Below are 17,507 nucleotides of genomic sequence, written 5' to 3' on the forward strand. Positions count from 1 at the left end.
GTGATCATGGCTTTCGGTGACCTGGAATTGTCGCGGACGTACGAGTGGCGAGGCCGTTCGGTGGCGTGGGAACGCCTCGGCGAAGGCGCCCCGGTGGTGCTGTGCCACGGGACACCGTGGTCGGCGCAGCTGTGGGCGCCTTTCGCGCGAGCGCTCAGCGAGGAGTTCGCCGTCCACGTCTGGGACATGCCGGGCTACGGCCGCTCGTCGAAGGAGCCCGGCCACGCCGTCGATCTCGGGACGCAGGCCGAACTCTTCGCGGACCTCCTCGGGCATTGGGGGCTGACGGCTCCGCATGTGATCGCCCACGACTACGGCGGGGCCGTTTCCCTGCGCGCGAAGCTGCTGCACGGCGCCGAGTACGCCTCGCTCGCGTTGGTGGACGTCGTCGCGTTGCGGCCGTGGGGGTCGGAATTCTTCCGGCTCGTCGCGGAGAACGCCGAGGTCTTCCAGGCGCAGCCTCCGACAGTGCACAGAGGTGCCCTGGAGGCCTACATCGGGACTGCCTCCCATCGTGGTCTCACCGGCGCGCAACTGGACACGCTGACCGGCCCCTGGCTGGACGCGGAGGGGCAACGCGCCTTCTACCGGCAGATCGCCGAAGCGGACGTCCGGTACACCGACGAGATCCAGGACCGCTATCCGGAACTCACGTTGCCGGTGAAGGTGATCTGGGGTGCCGACGACACCTGGATCCCGGTGGACAGGGCGGAACAGCTCGCGAACGCGATTCCCGGCGCCCTTCTCGACGTCATTCCGGACGCCGGGCATCTGATCCAGTTCGACGCGCCCGTCGAACTGGCCTTTTCCCTGCATCGGTGGCTCACCGCGGAAGTGGACCGGTGGGGACCCGGCGGGAGCGGACGCTGAAACGCCCCGGGAAGATCAACATCGTTTCATTCGGATATTAGAAGTCGTCTACGTGATATCCCGCGACGTAGGCGTTCGCGAGCAGCCCGCCGCGACATTCGGCGGTCGACGTGCCGAAGCCGACCGGAACCCAATGCCCGACGGTGAACCACAAGGATGATCCCGAAGCGCAATGGGCGACCACCCGATAGGTTTCCGAGTGTCTCGGCAGAGAGAAGCAGGTCAGGGAAATCGCCTCACCGAAGACGATTCCGTAACGGTTGCTGTCGCATCCGTAGGGCGGGAACTGGCCTTCGGTCGCCGCGGAGGCCGGTGTGGCCGCCAGGAATCCGGCCGCCGAAAAGGCGGCCATGACTAAAGCGGCGATTTTCTTCTTCATTGCTTTCTCCCGCGGTTAGTTCCCAATGGAAAGCTCAGATTAGCCGCACGGAAGAATTGTCGTGAATTCATCGGGCAGGTGAAAGGAGAACGCGTGCGGTGAGCCACGCTGCTCCGAAAGAGCGTCCCCCGACCCTCTTCTGAGTCTCCTGGCTCCCCTTTCGGCCTAGCGTCGCCGGTACTGCGCGGGAGACGTGATCGTGGCCCGGTCCTCGTAGGATCCCGGCTTCCCGCGGTCGACGTGGAAGGTCGTCAGGGTGCTCACCGGCGAACGCGGGTCTCGCCGGTCGCCGATCACCCGCATGTGGGTGCTCCAGCGCCGGGGAGTGACCTCGTAGACGTCGTAGCCGTACCGGTCGCCTTCGAAGTACTTGAGGTGCGGGTTCGCCGCGCCCATCTTCGGCCCGTTGGTGGCGTTCCATTCGGGGGAGTAGGCGCCGGAGGTGACCGAATGCGCGGTGAACTCCGTGCCGATCACCGGGGTGGACGGATCCGCGAAGTCGGGGCGGATGTCGTCGACGAACGCGGAGTGCCAGTCGCCGGTGATCACCACGAGGTCTTCGAGGCCGCTCTGGGCCACGTGGGTCAGCACCTCCTTGCGCTCGGCGAGGAAGCCGTCCCACTGGTCCGTGAACATGTAGCCGCCGCCACCCGGCTTCGCGAGCTGGCTCAACATGATCGAGTTCACCCAGCAGTGCCACGCCTCGCCCGCGCCGGTCACCTGATCCTTGAGCCACCCCTTCTGGTCCGCGCCGAGGATCGTCCCGTCGGGCAGGTTCTGCGCCGACCGGTACTGCCGAAGATCCAAAATGGACACCTCCAGCAAGTCGCCCCAGCGGCGCTGCCGGTGGATCCTCGGCGTCGAGGGGTGGTCGGGCCGCACCGGCATGTGCTCGAACCAGGCTTGATACGCGGCCGAACGCCGGGCCTGCAGTGAAGGGGTGGTCCCGCTGTAGTCGTTGACGACCTCGTGATCGTCCCAGGTGATGAACCAGGGGTGGGCCGCGTGGGCGTCCCGGAGCGAGGGGTCGGACTTGTAGAGCGCGTGCCGCCGCCGGTACGCCGGCAGCGTCAGCACCTCGGGACCTTCGTGGTCGCGCAGCGGATTCCCGCCCACCTGACCGTGTTCGTAGACGTAGTCGCCGAGGTGGACGACGAAATCGAGGTCCTCGCGCGCGATCCCGGCGTGCGCCGCGTAGAACCCGTCGTGGAACGCCTGGCAGTTCGCCGAGGCGAACCGCACCCGCCGGACCGGCCCGACCGGTGCCGTGCGGGTGCGCCCGATCCGGCTGACCTTGCCAAGCGCCTGGAAGCGGTAGTAGTACTGTGAGCCCGGCTCCAGCCCGGACACCGGGACATGGACGCTGTGCCCGAGCCCGGCGGTGGCCGCCGTCGTCCCGCGGGCCACCCGGCGGCGGAACCCGCGGTCGGTGGCGACCTCCCAGGCGACCTCGACCGTGTCGTCCAGCGGCTGCTCGAACTCCATCGGCTTCGGCGCGAGCCTGGTCCAGAGGGCGACGCCGTACGGCACCGGGTCGCCGGACGCGACGCCGAGCGTGAACGGCGCCTCGTCCCAGGTCGCGCCCAGCGCCGCCGCGGCCTCCTCCGCCTGCGCGACCGTCATCCGCGAGCTCAACGGCCAGGCCAGCCCCAGCGCACCGGCGGTGGCGGCGCCTCGTAACATGTCCCGGCGGTTGACGGACATCGGTGGTCTCCTCGGTTCGGCGGATCGCTCTCCGACACCGAACACCGCCGAGATGGCCGGAGGCCAACGCGAGGACGAACATCAGACGGTGATGACGACCTTGCCGCGCGCGTGCCCTTCGCGCACGAAGCGGATGGCCTCGGGAACTTCGGCCAGTGAGAACGTACGGCCGATCACCGGCCGCACCTTCCCCGCCTCGACGAGCGCGCGCAGCGTCTGGAGATCGTCCTGGTTCTCCGTGGAGAACAGGCCGCGGAGCTTCTGCTTCACGAACGGCCCGAGGAGCAGCGCCCGCAGGTTGCGGGCGACCGGGCCGAGCCACTTTCCGCCGCCTTCGCCGCCGACGATCACGAGAGTTCCCCGCGGGGTAAGGGATTTCCGCAGCGAGGTCAGCGATCGGCTGCCCGCGGTGTCGAGGATGAGGTCGTAGCCGCCGCTGAACTCTTCGCGCGTGTAGTCGAAGACGGTGTCCGCGCCGAGCGACCGGACGAGGTCCACCTTGCCGGGACCGCATACGCCGTCCACGGTGGCGCCGAAGGCCTTGGCTATCTGCACCGCGAACGTGCCCACGCCACCGCCCGCGCCGATGATCAGGACCTTCTGCCGGGGCGCGACCCGTCCGCGGTCGCGAAGCGCCTGGAGCGCGGTGAACGCGGAGATGGGGACGGCCGCCGCTTCCTCGAAGCCGAGCTTCCCAGGTTTCCGCGCGAGTTTGTCCACTGTGGTCAGTGCGTACTCGGCGAAGGAACCCTGACAGGTACCGAAAACCTCGTCGCCGACGCTGAACCGCGTGACGTTTTCGCCGACCGCGTGCACGACACCGGCGAAGTCCAGGCCGCGGACGCGGGCCTTCGGTCTCCGTACCCCGAAGCCCATCAACCGCACCAGGTACGGCGTGCCTTCCATGAGGTGCCAGACGCCGGGATCGACGCCCGCAGCCCGGATCCTCACGACCACGCCGTCCGGTCCTGCTTCGGGTTCGGGCAGCTCGGTCAGGGTCAGGACGTCGGTGGTGCCGTACTCGTTCTGGACGATCGCCTTCATGGCGGCCTCGTTTCCTAGTCCGGATAGTGGAAGACGTCGTCGAGCCCGACGCCGAACACCCTGGCGATCTGGAAGGCCACCTCCAGGGACGGTGAGTAGCGGCCCTGCTCGATCGCGATGACCGTCTGGCGCGTGACGCCGACCCGGTCCGCGAGTTCCGCCTGGGTCATCTCGCCCCGGGCGAACCGCAGGGCGCGGATGGAGTTCGTGACCTTGGTCGGTTTCACCATGCCTGGAATCCCCAGCGGTACGCGGCGATCTTCGCGATCGAGCCGAGGAGGGACGACAGGACGAAAGCGAGGTACACGGTGTTGGCGATCCAGAAGTGATCGAGCTCGGCCATCGCCATGACGAGCGCCGCGACGCCGCCGATCACCACGAACGACTGCCCGATGTGCTCGCCGAACCGGCCGATCTCCCGGTCCCGCTGGTCTTTCCGGCCCGCGTCGTGAGGCGAGGCGATCGACGCCGCGATGTGCAGCACGATCGAGGCCGCGATGGCCGCGCCGACCGTCCACAGCAACGTCGCCACGTAAGGGACATCGACGAGCGGGCCGGAGCCTGCCCGGCCGAGGACGACGATCAGGTACACCGCGTAGGCGAAGACCGTGACCACGGCCATGATCCACGCGCGTTTCTCTTCCAGTGCCACGAGGTCCAAGGTAAAGAATTCCGGACTTCGTGTCAAAGATTCTTTACTTGGCCAGCGAAGATCGTTCGTGATATCAATAGTTCGTACTACGAACTTAAGGGAGTGGCGATGGCACTGTTCGGATTCGGGCTCGAGACCGGCGTCGGCGAGGTGGACGAGCTCCTGCGGCACGCCGAACAGGCCGACCGCGCGGGGCTCGACCTGGTCAGCCTGTCCGACCACCCGTACTTCGCCGACCGGCTGGACGCCTACGCGGCACTGGGCGTGATCCTCGGCAGGACGTCGAAAGTCACGGCCGCGGTCAACGTCACCAACCTGCCGAGCCGTCCCGCGCCGATGCTGGCGAGGACGATCACGTCACTCTCGGCGCTCTCGGGTGGCCGTGTCGTGCTCGGGATCGGTGCGGGCGGGCTCTGGCGGGAGATCACCAAGCTCGGCGTCGAGCACCGCACGCCCGCCGAGGCGGTCCGGGCGATGGGCGAGGCGATCACCCTGGTCAAGGCGCTTTCCGGCGGCGGGGCGCCGGTGACCTTCGAAGGGGAGTTCTACTCCGTCGACCGGTTGGCGCCGGCGGCCGCCGCCGCGCCGCCGGTCTGGACGGGCGCGGTCGGGCCCAAATCCCTCGCGGTGACCGGAAAACTGGCCGACGGCTGGATCCCGGGACACGCCGCCGACTGGCTCAGCCCACGCTTCGCCGAGTCCCGTCCGGTGATCGACCAGGCGGCTGCCGAGGCGGGCCGGGATCCCGGCGAGATCGCCACCATCTACAACTTCCCTGGCCGCATAACGGAAAACCCGCTGTCCTCACCGCGTGACGACGACGGCCGGTGGGCAGGCGGCTCGGTCGCGCAGTGGGTCGAGGAACTGGTGACGGCGGTGCGCGAGCACGGCGCGGCGGGGTTCATCTACTTCCCGGTCGAGGACGGCACCTCCACCGATAGCGCGCTCGGCCGCTGGGGGCACGAAGTCGTCCCGGCGGTGCGGGAGGCACTCGGCCGGGCTTGAGCCGGAAGTACATGAAGGCCCCCTTCCTTGCGCTAGACGCAAAGAAGGGGGCCTTCATGTACTTCGGTGGGCCGTCCGGGATCAGGCCTTGACGGTCAGGGTCTCTTCGAGGGTCGCCCGGTGCGTCGGCTTCGCCTCTTCGTAGCGTCGGCGGCCCTCGTCGGTCACGACGACGAAGATCCCGCGCCGGTCCGACTCGCAGAGCGCGCGCTCGACGAGTCCTTCGCGCTCCAGGCGGGCGACGAGCCGTGAGGTGGCGCTCTGGCTGAGGTGGACGACCTCGGTGAGATCGGCCGCCCGGCATTTGCCGACAACGCAGTTGACCAGGCGTTCGAGGGCTTCGAACTCGGTGACACCGAGTCCGTGGCGCTCCTGGAGCCGGCACTCGAGGCGGCCGAAGACCGCCGCGTGCCGGGCGGACAGGTCACGCCATTCCCGCAGCAGGTCTTCTTCGGCGACGTCGCTCACGGGGCCCAAGATAGCATGCACGTGAATTTTATGCAAAGTCATTTAATGCACTTGCATTAGATGCGTGTGCATGTACTGTACGGATCATGAGTTCTTCCGTGCAGCTGTCCACCAGCTCGACCAGGTGGGACGCGCGCCTCTGGGGTGTCCTGCTCACCGTGTCCGTCGTCGTGGGCCTCGACGCGCTCGACGTGTCGATGGTCGCCGTCGCCCTCCCGTCCATCCAGGCCGAACTCGGCCTCTCCACCGGTGCCCTGCAATGGGTCATCAGCGCCTATGTGCTCGGCTACGGCGGCCTCCTGCTCCTCGGCGGGCGCACCGCCGACCTGCTCGGCAGGCGCCGGGTCTTCCTCGTCGCCGTCGCGGTCTTCGCACTCGCTTCCCTGCTCGGCGGCCTCGTCGACGACGGTGCGCTGCTGATCGCCACCCGGTTCATCAAGGGGCTCGCCGCCGCGTTCACCGCGCCGGCCGCGTTGTCCATCATCACCACGACCTTCCACGAAGGCCCCGCCCGCAACCGGGCGATCAGCATCTTCGCCGTCTTCGGTGCCAGCGGGTACTCCGCGGGCCTCGTGTTCTCCGGCCTGCTCACCGAGGTGGGCTGGCGCTGGACGTTCCTGCTGCCGGTGCCGATCGCGCTCGCCGCGCTGGCCGCCGCGATCAAGCTGATCCCGTCCTACCGCCCGCAGGAAGGTGGCGGCTACGACTTCCCGGGCGCGATCACCGGTGCCGCCGGTTCGCTCCTGCTGGTCTTCGCCGTGGTCGAGGCGCCGGAGATCGGCTGGGCCGCGCCGCGGACACTGATCACGTTCGTCCTCGCGCTCGCCCTGCTCGGCACCTTCGTGTTCATCGAGAAGCGCAGCAAGCACCCGCTGCTCCGGCTCGGCATCCTGCGCTCCGGCCCGCTCGCCCGCGCCAACCTCGGTGGTGCGACGTTCTTCGGCGCCTACATCGGGTTCCAGTTCGTGGTCATGCTGTACCTGCAGACCGTGCTGGGCTGGTCCGCGCTGCAGACCGCGCTCGGTTTCCTGCCCGCCGCACTGATCGTGGCCTTCGGCTCGCCCAGGATCGAGCCGCTGATCGACCGGGTGGGCACGCCGCGCACGATCCTCGCCGGTGTCGTCGCCCATGTCATCGGGTACGCGCTGTTCCTGCGGATCGACGAGAGTTCCAGCTACGCCGGTTCGGTGCTGCCGAGCATGATCCTGCTGGGCATCGGCTTCATGCTGGCGTTCTCCTCGCTCAACATCCAGGCGACCAACGGGATCTCCGACGACGAGCAGGGTCTCGCCGGCGGTCTGCTGAACACGTCGATCCAGGTCGGCGGCGCGATCGGCCTCGCCGTGGTGACCGCGGTCCTGACCGGCAACTCGGGTGGCGCCACCGGCCCGGCCGCGCTGCTGAACGGCCTGGCGCCCGCGCTGACCGTCGTCACCGGCATCGCCGTGATCAGTGTCCTGGTGGCGCTGTCCGGAGTCGTCGGCCTGCGCCGGGCCGAGGCCCGCACCGCCGTCGCCGAACCGGAGTTCGCCGCGGCCGAATGACACGGACGCAGTGACAAGGGGGTGAAAGGGCCCTTCCCGCGCTCGGGGGCGGGAAGGGCCCTTTCGATCACCAGCGGATCGGCAGGGACTTCAGCCCGTTCTGGAAGTTCGACCGCAGCCGCACCGGATCACCGGCGAGTTCGACCTCGCCGAGCAGGTCCAGGACCGCTTCGAAGATCGCGCGCAGCTGCACCCTGGCGAGCTGGGCGCCGAGACAGAAATGCGGGCCGTGCCCGAAGGTCAGGTGATCGTTGGGAGTGCGGCCGATGTCGAAGCGGTCCGGGTCCTCGAAAACGGACTCGTCACGATTCGCGGCGGAGAACCAGACGACGACCTTGTCGCCCGCCCGGATGTCCACATCGGACAGAACGACGTCTTCGGTCGCCGTGCGGCGGAAGTGCATGACCGGACACCACCAGCGCAGCATCTCTTCCACCGCACCGGGAAGCAGGGAACGGTCGGCCAGCAGCCGCCGGTACTGCTCCGGATGCGACAGCAGCGCCAGCATCCCGCCGGGGATCCCGTTGCGCAGCGTTTCGTTGCCCGCCACGGAAAACAGCCAGAACAGGTTCTCGAACTCGGCGATCGACACCCGCCCGCCGTCTTCCACGTGACTCATCAGGTTGCTCATCACGTCGTCGCCGGGATTCCGGCGTTTGTACTCGCCGAGCGCGGTGGCGTACGCGTAGAGATCCGGCATCCCGGCGCGGGTGCGCGGATCGGGCATCGCGCCGTCCGGCCCCGGGACCGGCCGCACGGCCAGCGCCGCCCGCGCGAGATCGGTGACCTCGCCCGTCTCGACGGTCGCGCTCACCGCGTAATCGGCGTCCTGGTAGCCGATCACGCGATTGCTCCAGTCGTACATCAGCCGCCGGTCCTGTTCGGGGATCCCGAAGACCTCCGCCAGCGTCAGCAGCGGGAGATCGGCGGCGACGGCGGCGAAATCGCACCGGCCGTCCGCTTCGACGCCGGTGATCAGCGACCGCGCCCAGCCGTGGATCCGTTCGGTCAGCCTGCCGACCGCACGCGGCGTGAAAGCCTTGGTGAGCAGGCCCCGCAGCCGGGCGTGCTCGGGCGGGTCCATGTTGAGCATCATCCGCCGGACGTACCCGAGGTCCTGTTCGGTCGCCGGGTCCCGGATCTGCGTCCCGCCCAGGCTCGACGAGAAGGTCTTCGGGTTCTTCAGCACGTGCTTGACGTCCGAATGCCGCAGCACGGCCCAGAAATCGTCCACCCGCACGACCGGCGACTCCCGGCGCAGCGCCGCGAGACGCTCGTACGGCACGCCCCGGGTGTAGGTGTCCGGATCGGTGATCACGGCTCCGAACACTAGCCCGCGGACGGGGGACTGCGGAAAGATCCGTCCGGTGGAACCACTGAAGATGCGCACCGCCGGAACCGACGGACCCGCCGTGCTCCTGCTGCACGGCCTCGGCGCGACGGGCGCGGTGTGGGACGGCCTGATGCTGCAGCCCGGCTACCGCTGGCTGGCACCCGACCTCCCCGGGCACGGGGCGTCGCCGCACCTGGCGCACTACTCCTTCGGAAGCCTCGCCGGGGCGGTCGCCGACGCGCTCCCGGAACGCGGTCCGCTGCTGGTGATCGGCCATTCCCTGGGCGGGGTGGTCGGGCTGGCCCTGGCCAGCGGGTGGTTCGGGCTCCACGTCGACGGGCTGCTCGCGGTCGGCGTCAAGGTCGAATGGAGCGAGTCCGATCTGGCCAAGGCCGCCGACATGGCGGCGAAACCGCCCAGGGTGTTCCTGACCAGGGAAGACGCCGAACGGGCGTTCCTCAAGATCGCCGGCCTGACCGGACTGACCGAAGCGGACCCCGACGGCATCGTCGAAACCGAAGGCGGCTGGCGGCTGGCCCTGGACCCGCGCGCGTTCGCCGTCGGCGCGCCCGACATGTCCGGCCTGCTCGGCGCGGCGCGCTGCCCCGTCGCCCTCGCCGCCGGAGAGCACGACCCGATGAGCCGCGTCGACCAGCTTCGCGCCCTCAGCCCGGCGTCCGCCGAACTCCCCGGACTGGGGCACAACGCCCACGTCGAAGACCCGGCGGTACTCCTGGCCTTCCTCGCGCAATTCGTCCTCTGAATGCGGTAGTTCGACGTCGAACCACCGCATTCAGAGGACGAAACGCGGTGCTCGCCGGCTAGCGCCTGATCTCGGCCAGGGTGGCGATGCCCTCGGCGATGTCGCTCGCCGGGCTCGCCCCGTAGCCGAGGACCAGACCCGGGTTCATCGGCCGCTGACAGTGCCAGGACAGCGGCTGCACCTTCACGCCCTGTTCCAGCGCGGACGCGGCGAAGTCGAGATCGGAGAAGCCGGCGTCGAAGGTGATCGTCAGGTGCAGCCCGGCGGCCGCGCCGTGCACGACGGCGTCCGGGAGATGCGTCCGGAGCGCCTCGATCATCGCGTCCCGCCGCCGCCGATGACGTTTGCGCACGAACCGCAGTTGCCGCTCCATCTCACCGGACTCCATGAGATGCGCGAGCACCAGCTGCGGGAGGACGGCGTTGCCCAGGTCGGCGAACCGTTTGGCCGCGACGACCTCGTCCCGGTAGCGCGGCGGCACCAGCATCCAGCCCACCCGGAGCGCGGGCGCGAGCCACTTCGACACGCTGCCCGCGTAACAGACCTGTTCGGCGAGCATCGAGCGCAGCGCGGGGACCGGCGGACGGTCGTAGCGGTGTTCGGCGTCGTAGTCGTCCTCGATGATCAGCCCGCCGTCCGCGGCCCAGCGCATGAGCTCGCGACGGCGTTCCCCGCCGAGCACGACGCCGGTCGGGAACTGGTGTGCGGGCGTGAGCAGCACGGCGGGCGCGCCGCTGCGGACGAGCTCGCCGACGTCGATCCCGTCCTCGTCGACCCGGATCGGCGGCGTCGCCAGCCTGCGGTCGTGCAGATGCTGCCGCGCGCCCAGCGAACTCGGGTCTTCGACGGCGATCTCGGAGATCCCGTTGTCGCACAGCACCTGGGCCAGCAGGCCGAGACCCTGCGCGACACCGGCGACGATCAGGACGTCGTCGGCGTCGGCGGTGATGCCGCGGGTGCGGGCGATCCAGTGCGCGATGGCCAGCCGCAACGCGGGCGCGCCCCGCGGGTCGCCGTAGCCGAAGGCCGCCGCCGAAAGGTCGTTGAGCACGGTGCGTTCGGCCCGGAGCCAGGCCGTCCTCGGGAAGGCCGTCAGATCCGGCACGCCGGGTGACAGGTCGATCCTCGCCGGGGTCGACCGCAGTGAGTCGAAGACGCCGATCCCCGGGGCGGGCCGGAAGATCGTGCCCGCCGCCGGGGGTCCCGGCGTCGTTTGTTCCTTCGTCCTCGCGGGCGCCGCGACGACCACGGTGCCCGCGCGCCCGCGTCCGGCGACGTGGCCGTCCTCGACCAGCCGCTGGTAGGCCTCGGTGACCACGCCGCGGGAGACCCGCAGGTCCGCGGCCAGCGCCCTGGTCGCGGGCAGCCTGCTGCCGACGGGCAGGCGGCCGTCGGAGATGGCGTGCCGCAACCGCGACGCCAGCCAGTCCGACCGGCGCCCCGGTGGTGCGTCCCCGATGTCCAGCTGCAGGAAGTCCGAGCCCTCGGCAGTCACCCGATCATTGTGTCATTCGGGATCGTAGGCGAGGTTCGGGCGCAGCCACTGCTCCACAGTGGACAGTTCGACACCGCGGCGGGTGGCGTAGTCCTCGACCTGGTCCTTGCCCAGCCGTCCGACGGTGAAGTACCGCGAATCGGGGTGGGCGAAGATCAGCCCGCTGACGCTCGCCGCCGGTGTCATCGCGTAGGACTCCGTCAGCGCCATGCCGAAACTGCCCGCGTCGAGCAGGTCGAACAGCTCCTGCTTCTCACTGTGGTCCGGGCTCGCCGGGTACCCGAGCGCGGGACGGATGCCGCGGAACCGTTCGGCGTGCAGATCCTCCAGCTTCGGATCGGCGTCCGGTTCGAACCAGTCCCGCCGCGCCTGGAGGTGCAGGTGCTCGGCGAACGCCTCGGCGAGCCTGTCCGCGAGGGCCTTCACCATGATGGCGCGGTAGTCGTCCTGCTTGGCCTCGAACTCGGCGGCGAAGTCCTCGGCACCCAGGATGGTGACCGCGAACCCGCCGAGGTGATCGCCCGCGCCCGCCGGCGCGATGTAGTCGGACAGGCAGCGGTTCGGCCGCTCCAGCGGTTTCTTGGTCTGCTGGCGCAGCATCGGGAACTTCAGCCCCGACTCGAGGACGATGTCGTCACCCTCGGAGTGCGCCGGCCAGAACGCGTACGCGCCCTTCGCCTGGAACCGCTCCTCGGCGATGATCTGGTCCATCAGGGTGTTCGCGTCGTCGAACAGCTCCCGCGCCACCGGGTTGTCCAGGATCGCCGGGTACTTACCCTTCAGCTCCCAGGCCAGGAACAGGAAGGTCCAGTCGATCATCTCGCGCAGTTCGGTGAGCGACGGCGAGACGTACCGGACGCCGGTGAACGCGGGCGTCGGGACCTCGTCGAAGGAGACCTTCTCCGGGTTGGCCCTGGCCTGTTCGACCGTCAGCAACGGGGTCCGCTGCTTGTTCGCGTGCTGGACGCGCAGTTCTTCCTGGTCCTCGCGGTTCTTCTTGTCGAGGATCTCGGCGCGGTCCGGGTCGAGCAGGTCACCGACGACGCCGACGACGCGGGAGGCGTCGAGGACGTGCACCGTCGTGTTCTCGTACGCGGGCGCGATGCGGACGGCGGTGTGCTGGCGTGACGTGGTCGCGCCGCCGATCAGCAGCGGCAGTTTCAGCCCGCGCCGCTCCATTTCGGTGGCGACGTTGACCATTTCGTCGAGCGACGGCGTGATCAGGCCGGAAAGCCCGACGGCGTCGGCGCCCTCGGAGACCGCGGTGTCCAGGATGACCGAGGCCGGGACCATCACGCCGAGGTCGATCACCTCGTAGTTGTTGCAGCCGAGGACGACGCCGACGATGTTCTTGCCGATGTCGTGCACGTCGCCCTTGACCGTCGCCAGGACGACCTTTCCGTTGCCCTGGCGGGTTTCGACACGGCCTTCGAGACGGGCCTTCTCCTTCTCGGCCTCCATGAACGGTTCGAGGTACGCCACCGACCGCTTCATCACGCGCGCGCTCTTGACCACCTGTGGCAGGAACATCTTGCCGGACCCGAACAGGTCGCCGACGATCTTCATGCCGTCCATCAAAGGACCTTCGATGACCTCGAGCGGCCTCGGCAGCTTCTGCCGCGCTTCCTCGGTGTCCTCTTCGATGTAGTCGACGATGCCGTGCACCAGCGCGTGGCTGAGGCGCGCCTCGACCGTGTTCTCGCGCCAGGAAAGGTCGACGGTGCGCTGGGTTCCCTTGCCACTGACCGTTTCCGCGAACGTGACCAGCCTGTCGGTGGCGTCCTCGCGCCGGTCGAAGAGCACGTCCTCGACCAGTTCCAGCAGATCCTTGGGGATGTCCTCGTAGACCGCGAGCTGCCCGGCGTTGACGATGCCCATGTCCAGTCCCGCGCGCACCGCGTGCAGCAGGAAGGCCGAGTGCATGGCCTCACGCACGACGTTGTTGCCGCGGAAGGAGAACGACAGGTTCGAGATACCGCCGCTGATGTGCACGCCCGGACAGCGTTCCTTGATCCGGGGCAGCGCGTCGATGAACGCCTTGGCGTAGCCGTTGTGCTCGGAGATGCCGGTCGCGACCGCGAGCACGTTCGGGTCGAAGATGATGTCCTCGGCGACGAAACCGGCCTGCTGGGTCAGGAGATCGAAGGCGCGGGCGCAGATCTCGACCTTCCGGTCGGCGGTGTCGGCCTGGCCCTGCTCGTCGAAGGCCATCACGACCACGCCCGCGCCGTAGTCGCGGATGCGCCGGGCCTGCTGGAGGAACTGCTCCTCGCCTTCCTTGAGGCTGATGGAGTTGACGACTCCCTTGCCCTGCACGCATTTCAGCCCGGCTTCGAGGACCGTCCAGCGCGAGCTGTCGATCATGATCGGCAGCCGGGCGACCTCGGGCTCGGTGGCGATGAGGTTGAGGAACGTGGTCATCGCCTTTTCGCTGTCGAGCAGGTCGGCGTCCATGTTGACGTCCAGCAGGTTCGCCCCGCCGCGGACCTGCTCCAGCGCGACGTCGACGGCGGCCTGGTGGTCGTCGGCCTCGATCAGCTTGCGGAACTTGGCGGACCCGGTGACGTTGGTCCGCTCGCCGATCATGACGAACCCGGTGTCCTTGCCGATCTCGAACGGTTCGAGCCCGCTGAACCGGGTGTGCGGCTTGGCCTCCGGGAGGACCCGCGGCGCCATCCCGCGGACGGCGTCGGCGATCCCCTTGATGTGCGCGGGAGTCGTGCCGCAGCAGCCGCCCACGACGTTGACCATCCCGGCCGTGGCGAAGTCGCCGAGCAGCGCGCCGGTCTCGTCGGGTGTCTGGTCGTACCCGCCGAACGCGTTCGGCAGGCCCGCGTTGGGGTGGCAGGCCGTGTACGTGCCCGCGAGGCGGGACAGTTCGGCGATGTGCGGGCGCATCTCCTCGGCGCCCAGCGAACAGTTGACGCCGACCAGCAGCGGATCGGCGTGCTCGATGGAGCTCCAGAACGCCTCGACCGTCTGCCCGGACAGCGTCCGGCCGCTCAGGTCGACGATCGTCACCGAGATCCACAGCGGCAGATGCGGCGCGACGTCGCGGGCGGCGGAGATCGCGGCCTTGCAGTTGAGGGTGTCGAAGATCGTCTCGATCAGCAGCAGATCCACGCCGCCTTCGGCGAGCGCCTTGATCTGATCGGCATACGAGGCATAGACCTCGTCGAAGGTCACCGCGCGGAACGCCGGGTCCTCGACCTTGGGCGACAGCGACAAGGTGACGTTCAGCGGCCCGACCGACCCGGCGACGAACTTCCCGCCCGCCGCGTCGGCGGCTTCACGCGCGATCTGGGCGCCGCGGAGGTTCATCTCGTACGCGAGGTGCTCGAGCCCGTAGTCCGCCTGGCCGATGGTGGTGGCGGTGAACGTGTTCGTCGTCGTGATGTCCGCGCCGGCGTCCAGATACTGACGGTGGATGTCGAGGACGACGTCCGGTCTGGTGATGTTCAGCAGGTCGGGGTCGCCGGTGATGTCACGAGGGTGATCTTGGAACCGCTCGGTGCGGTAGTCCTCGGGCTTGAGACCGGCGTTCTGGAGCATCGACCCCCACGCGCCGTCGAGCACGACTATGCGCTCATCCAGCAGCTTTCGCAGGGCGGTCGTTTCCATCCAGCGCTCCTCCCATGTCGTGGGAGGCGCCCTTGCGGTGAGGTCCGGGGCCGAGCGTGGCGGACCCCGCGGTCCGTTGCAGCGCCTCTCGACCTTGGCGACCAGAGTACCGGATCGGCTGCCTGGATCGTTACTCGAAGTTGCCGTCCAGGCCCGTACGGCGAGGTCGGCCACGAGTGCCCTGCTCAGGCGGTTGTCTGGCGTGACGGTGGCCACTTTCGCCGGGGACGAAGTGTCCACAAGCTGGGATTACATCCGTTGGATGTGGACCATACGGATCAAGTGAAAAATATTCGGTAACAGCCGCCTGGGTGTGCCGATGTGATCATCGGATGGCTCGCGGGAGGGTGAGCCCGGCCGATGTCGGAGGTTGGCGCTCAGGGGAGGGGACGCTGCCCGGTCGTTGGAGACCGGAAGGCATCTTCGGTTATGTCCAGGCGGTGTCAGTCGACGCCGTGTCTTAACGAATCACTCAGGGTTTTTCGCGGCTCCATCGCATTTTCGTGGTGGAGCTGATCAATGCTGCCCGAATCACTTTCACCATCACGAAAAAGGATCCTGATGCGCCAGAAACGGTCTGTTCGAAGATCTGCGATTCTTTGCTCCGCGTTCACCCTCGCGCTCACCGGCGTGGCCGCCACGGCGGGTACGCAGATCGCGGCCGCCGAGACGATCACCTGCCGGGCGAATGTGGGTGTCTTCTTCACGAAACCGGACACGGTCCTGCAGCTGGACCGGCACAACGAGCCCGAGACCGGCGCCAATTCGTGGGTGGGCAACACGACGATCGGCAACACCTGGAACGGCAAGGTCTTGGCCGGTCCCGACGGCCGCGTGTACTTGATCGAGGACAACGGCAACGTCGGGCGCCAGCGACGGCTGGCGACGGGCTGGGAGAACGGCGGTGTCGGCCAGGTCATCGCCAACGGTTGGTACGGCGTGACCCAGCCCGAGAACCGCAACCGGGTCACGGTCGATTCACTCGGTGACTTCTACTGGGCGCACGACAACATCCTGGCCTGGGTGCACTATGACGAGGCGACCAAGGTCTGGACGGACCGGCTGCTCGACACCGGCTGGACGACGGCCAGGTACGACCTGATTGTCGGCGCCGGCGCGGGGGTCTTCTACGCGCGGACGCCCGCGGGCGCTCTCCACCGGTTCCAGTACGACGCGGCGAGCCAGCGTTGGATCGAGTACGGCACCGTCGTCAGTACGGCGGGCTGGCAGCTCAACTCCCAGGTCGCCGCCGCGGGCGGGGACATCATCTACGCCATCGACAAGAACAACGGCCAGATTAAATGGCACCGGTACCTCGGCGGAGGCAACTGGGTGCCCGGCCCCAAGATCCTCGGCACTGTCGGGGCGGACTGGCAGCTGGCCGTCACGACGGACGACTGCAAGCTCATCGACAACAAGCAGCCCAGCAGGCCCACCGTCCCCGCCCGCCCCAACGCCGCCACCAATGTCATCGAAGGCGCGTCCGGACGGTTCCAGTACTTCTACACCGACGACTTCGGGCGCCTGATCCATGGCCGTCAGCGCACCGACGACACCGAGATCGTCGAGTTCGCGACGGTCCCCGGGTACCAGCAGTACGTCGGTACGCCGAGCGCGGTTCGCGGCGGGGACGACACGCTGCGGGTCGCCGCGCTGGGTAAGGACAGCGAGACCAGGACGAGCGCTCAGGCGCCCAACACGACCGCTTGGCCTTCGGCCGCCGGGGCCGGCGGCTGGATGCCGGGGCCGGCCGTGTCGGCCCAGCGCAACGGCGTTCTTTCGCTGTTCGCGACAGATGCCGAGGGCAAGCTCTGGGGCCGCGATCAGGACCCGGTATCGAAGCAGCTGCTTCCGTGGCGCGTCCTCCCGTCCTCGGGCTTGAGCTCTGACATCACCGCCGTCGCCCATACCGACGGCATCGACCTCCTCGTCCGGACCGCCTCGGGTGCGTACACCAAATCGTCCTATGTGAACGGTGTGCTGGGACCGTGGATCACGGTTCCCGGGACCGGCTGGACGAACGCCGCGGCCGCGGTGGCCAATCCGGACAACAACCTCCAGGCCTTCGCCATCCAGTCCGACGGAAGTGTCGTGACCCAGCGGGAGACGGCCGACGGCTTCACCGGCACCTGGAAGGTGCTTTCCGGCGTGGTGGCCAATGGAACGCCCGCGGTGGCCATGGATTCCGGTGGCATCGTCCATGTCGCGGTGCGGGCCAACGACGGTTTCGTCTACCAGACCGAGCAGCAGGCCCCGGGCAGCGGCGCGTATCGAGCCTGGGCACGGCTCGCCGATTCGCGTACCGGCGCGTCGTACCAAACGGCGACGGACCCGGCCATGGTGACCCGTGGTGCGGGCGGAGTCATCGCCACTTTCCGTGACCTGGATGGCATCTCGTACATCTACAGGTCCACGACACCGGGTGCGGTCGCACGGTCGGCCGAGACGCCCCGATCCGTCTTCACCGGCGGGCCGGCGCCGAAACCGAACATCTGACAGACACCTCGGCGTGATCGTGCGAAACCGCTTCGGCGGGTTCGCACGATCACGCCTGGACAGATCTTCGTCCCAGCCGGACTTCCTTTCCCCGACTTAGGTGGTTCCCCCATGTTCTCTCGTCGCGGTTCGA

The 17,507-nt window shown here is 68.6% G+C and carries 14 protein-coding genes; 5 read left to right on the forward strand and 9 right to left on the reverse strand.

Annotation, left to right across the window (positions count from 1 at the left end; all coding sequences use genetic code 11):
* Positions 1 to 6 precede the first annotated feature (6 nt).
* A complete protein-coding gene (locus IE302_RS33640; protein WP_191258478.1) occupies positions 7 to 870 on the forward strand; it encodes an alpha/beta fold hydrolase in 864 nt (287 codons plus the stop codon).
* A 37-nt stretch (positions 871 to 907) separates the two neighbouring features.
* Here IE302_RS33640 and IE302_RS33645 read toward each other — a convergent pair whose 3' ends face one another.
* The 5 genes from IE302_RS33645 to IE302_RS33665 all read right to left on the reverse strand — a co-directional run bounded on the left by IE302_RS33645 (position 908) and on the right by IE302_RS33665 (position 4,649).
* Positions 908 to 1,249 carry a hypothetical protein gene (locus tag IE302_RS33645; protein ID WP_191258479.1) on the reverse strand — a complete coding sequence of 114 codons (342 nt, stop codon included), beginning with the start codon at positions 1,247 to 1,249 and terminating at the stop codon, positions 908 to 910.
* 165 nt (positions 1,250 to 1,414) lie between these two features.
* Complete coding sequence (locus tag IE302_RS33650; protein ID WP_191258480.1) at positions 1,415 to 2,953, reverse strand: alkaline phosphatase D family protein; 1,539 nt, start codon at positions 2,951 to 2,953, stop codon at positions 1,415 to 1,417.
* Positions 2,954 to 3,034: 81 nt separating this feature from the next.
* Positions 3,035 to 3,997, reverse strand: coding sequence for an NAD(P)-dependent alcohol dehydrogenase (locus IE302_RS33655; protein ID WP_191258481.1), 963 nt, complete (start codon positions 3,995 to 3,997; stop codon positions 3,035 to 3,037).
* 14 nt (positions 3,998 to 4,011) lie between these two features.
* Positions 4,012 to 4,227, reverse strand: coding sequence for a helix-turn-helix transcriptional regulator (locus IE302_RS33660; RefSeq protein ID WP_191258482.1), 216 nt, complete (start codon positions 4,225 to 4,227; stop codon positions 4,012 to 4,014).
* Positions 4,221 to 4,649 carry a hypothetical protein gene (locus IE302_RS33665; protein WP_191258483.1) on the reverse strand — a complete coding sequence of 143 codons (429 nt, stop codon included), beginning with the start codon at positions 4,647 to 4,649 and terminating at the stop codon, positions 4,221 to 4,223. The genes IE302_RS33660 and IE302_RS33665 overlap by 7 nt, the downstream gene beginning before the upstream one ends.
* Positions 4,650 to 4,757: 108 nt before the next feature.
* Here IE302_RS33665 and IE302_RS33670 point away from each other — a divergent pair, with 108 nt between their 5' ends.
* Positions 4,758 to 5,654: an LLM class flavin-dependent oxidoreductase gene (locus IE302_RS33670; protein WP_191258484.1), complete on the forward strand. Its 897-nt coding sequence runs from the start codon at positions 4,758 to 4,760 to the stop codon at positions 5,652 to 5,654.
* A gap of 81 nt (positions 5,655 to 5,735) precedes the next feature.
* Here the strand turns inward: IE302_RS33670 and IE302_RS33675 are convergent, their stop codons facing one another.
* Positions 5,736 to 6,122, reverse strand: a complete 387-nt coding sequence (locus tag IE302_RS33675; protein ID WP_191258485.1) for a MarR family winged helix-turn-helix transcriptional regulator — start codon at positions 6,120 to 6,122, stop codon at positions 5,736 to 5,738.
* An 86-nt stretch (positions 6,123 to 6,208) separates the two neighbouring features.
* Between IE302_RS33675 and IE302_RS33680 the strand changes: the two genes are divergently transcribed.
* Positions 6,209 to 7,666 (forward strand): MFS transporter, encoded by a 1,458-nt coding sequence (locus tag IE302_RS33680; RefSeq protein ID WP_191258486.1) that lies wholly within the window; start codon positions 6,209 to 6,211, stop codon positions 7,664 to 7,666.
* Positions 7,667 to 7,733: 67 nt separating this feature from the next.
* On the opposite strand, the gene IE302_RS33685 is transcribed toward IE302_RS33680, so the two are convergent.
* Entirely contained in the window at positions 7,734 to 8,984 is a 1,251-nt protein-coding gene (locus tag IE302_RS33685; protein ID WP_229908085.1) for a cytochrome P450, read from the reverse strand.
* Positions 8,985 to 9,033: 49 nt separating this feature from the next.
* Here IE302_RS33685 and IE302_RS33690 point away from each other — a divergent pair, with 49 nt between their 5' ends.
* Positions 9,034 to 9,762 (forward strand): alpha/beta fold hydrolase, encoded by a 729-nt coding sequence (locus tag IE302_RS33690; RefSeq protein WP_191258487.1) that lies wholly within the window; start codon positions 9,034 to 9,036, stop codon positions 9,760 to 9,762.
* Positions 9,763 to 9,820: 58 nt separating this feature from the next.
* On the opposite strand, the gene pdxR is transcribed toward IE302_RS33690, so the two are convergent.
* Together pdxR and metH are read right to left on the reverse strand one after the other, a co-directional pair.
* Positions 9,821 to 11,257: a MocR-like pyridoxine biosynthesis transcription factor PdxR gene (gene pdxR / locus IE302_RS33695; RefSeq protein ID WP_191258488.1), complete on the reverse strand. Its 1,437-nt coding sequence runs from the start codon at positions 11,255 to 11,257 to the stop codon at positions 9,821 to 9,823.
* Positions 11,258 to 11,269: 12 nt separating this feature from the next.
* Positions 11,270 to 14,878: a methionine synthase gene (gene metH, locus IE302_RS33700; RefSeq protein ID WP_191258489.1), complete on the reverse strand. Its 3,609-nt coding sequence runs from the start codon at positions 14,876 to 14,878 to the stop codon at positions 11,270 to 11,272.
* 561 nt (positions 14,879 to 15,439) lie between these two features.
* On the opposite strand from metH, the gene IE302_RS33705 reads away from it, so the two are divergent.
* Complete coding sequence (locus tag IE302_RS33705) at positions 15,440 to 17,374, forward strand: tachylectin-related carbohydrate-binding protein (RefSeq protein WP_191258490.1); 1,935 nt, start codon at positions 15,440 to 15,442, stop codon at positions 17,372 to 17,374.
* Positions 17,375 to 17,507 lie beyond the last annotated feature (133 nt).

The sequence above is a fragment of the Amycolatopsis oliviviridis genome (assembly GCF_014654365.1).
GTDB lineage: Bacteria > Actinomycetota > Actinomycetes > Mycobacteriales > Pseudonocardiaceae > Amycolatopsis > Amycolatopsis oliviviridis.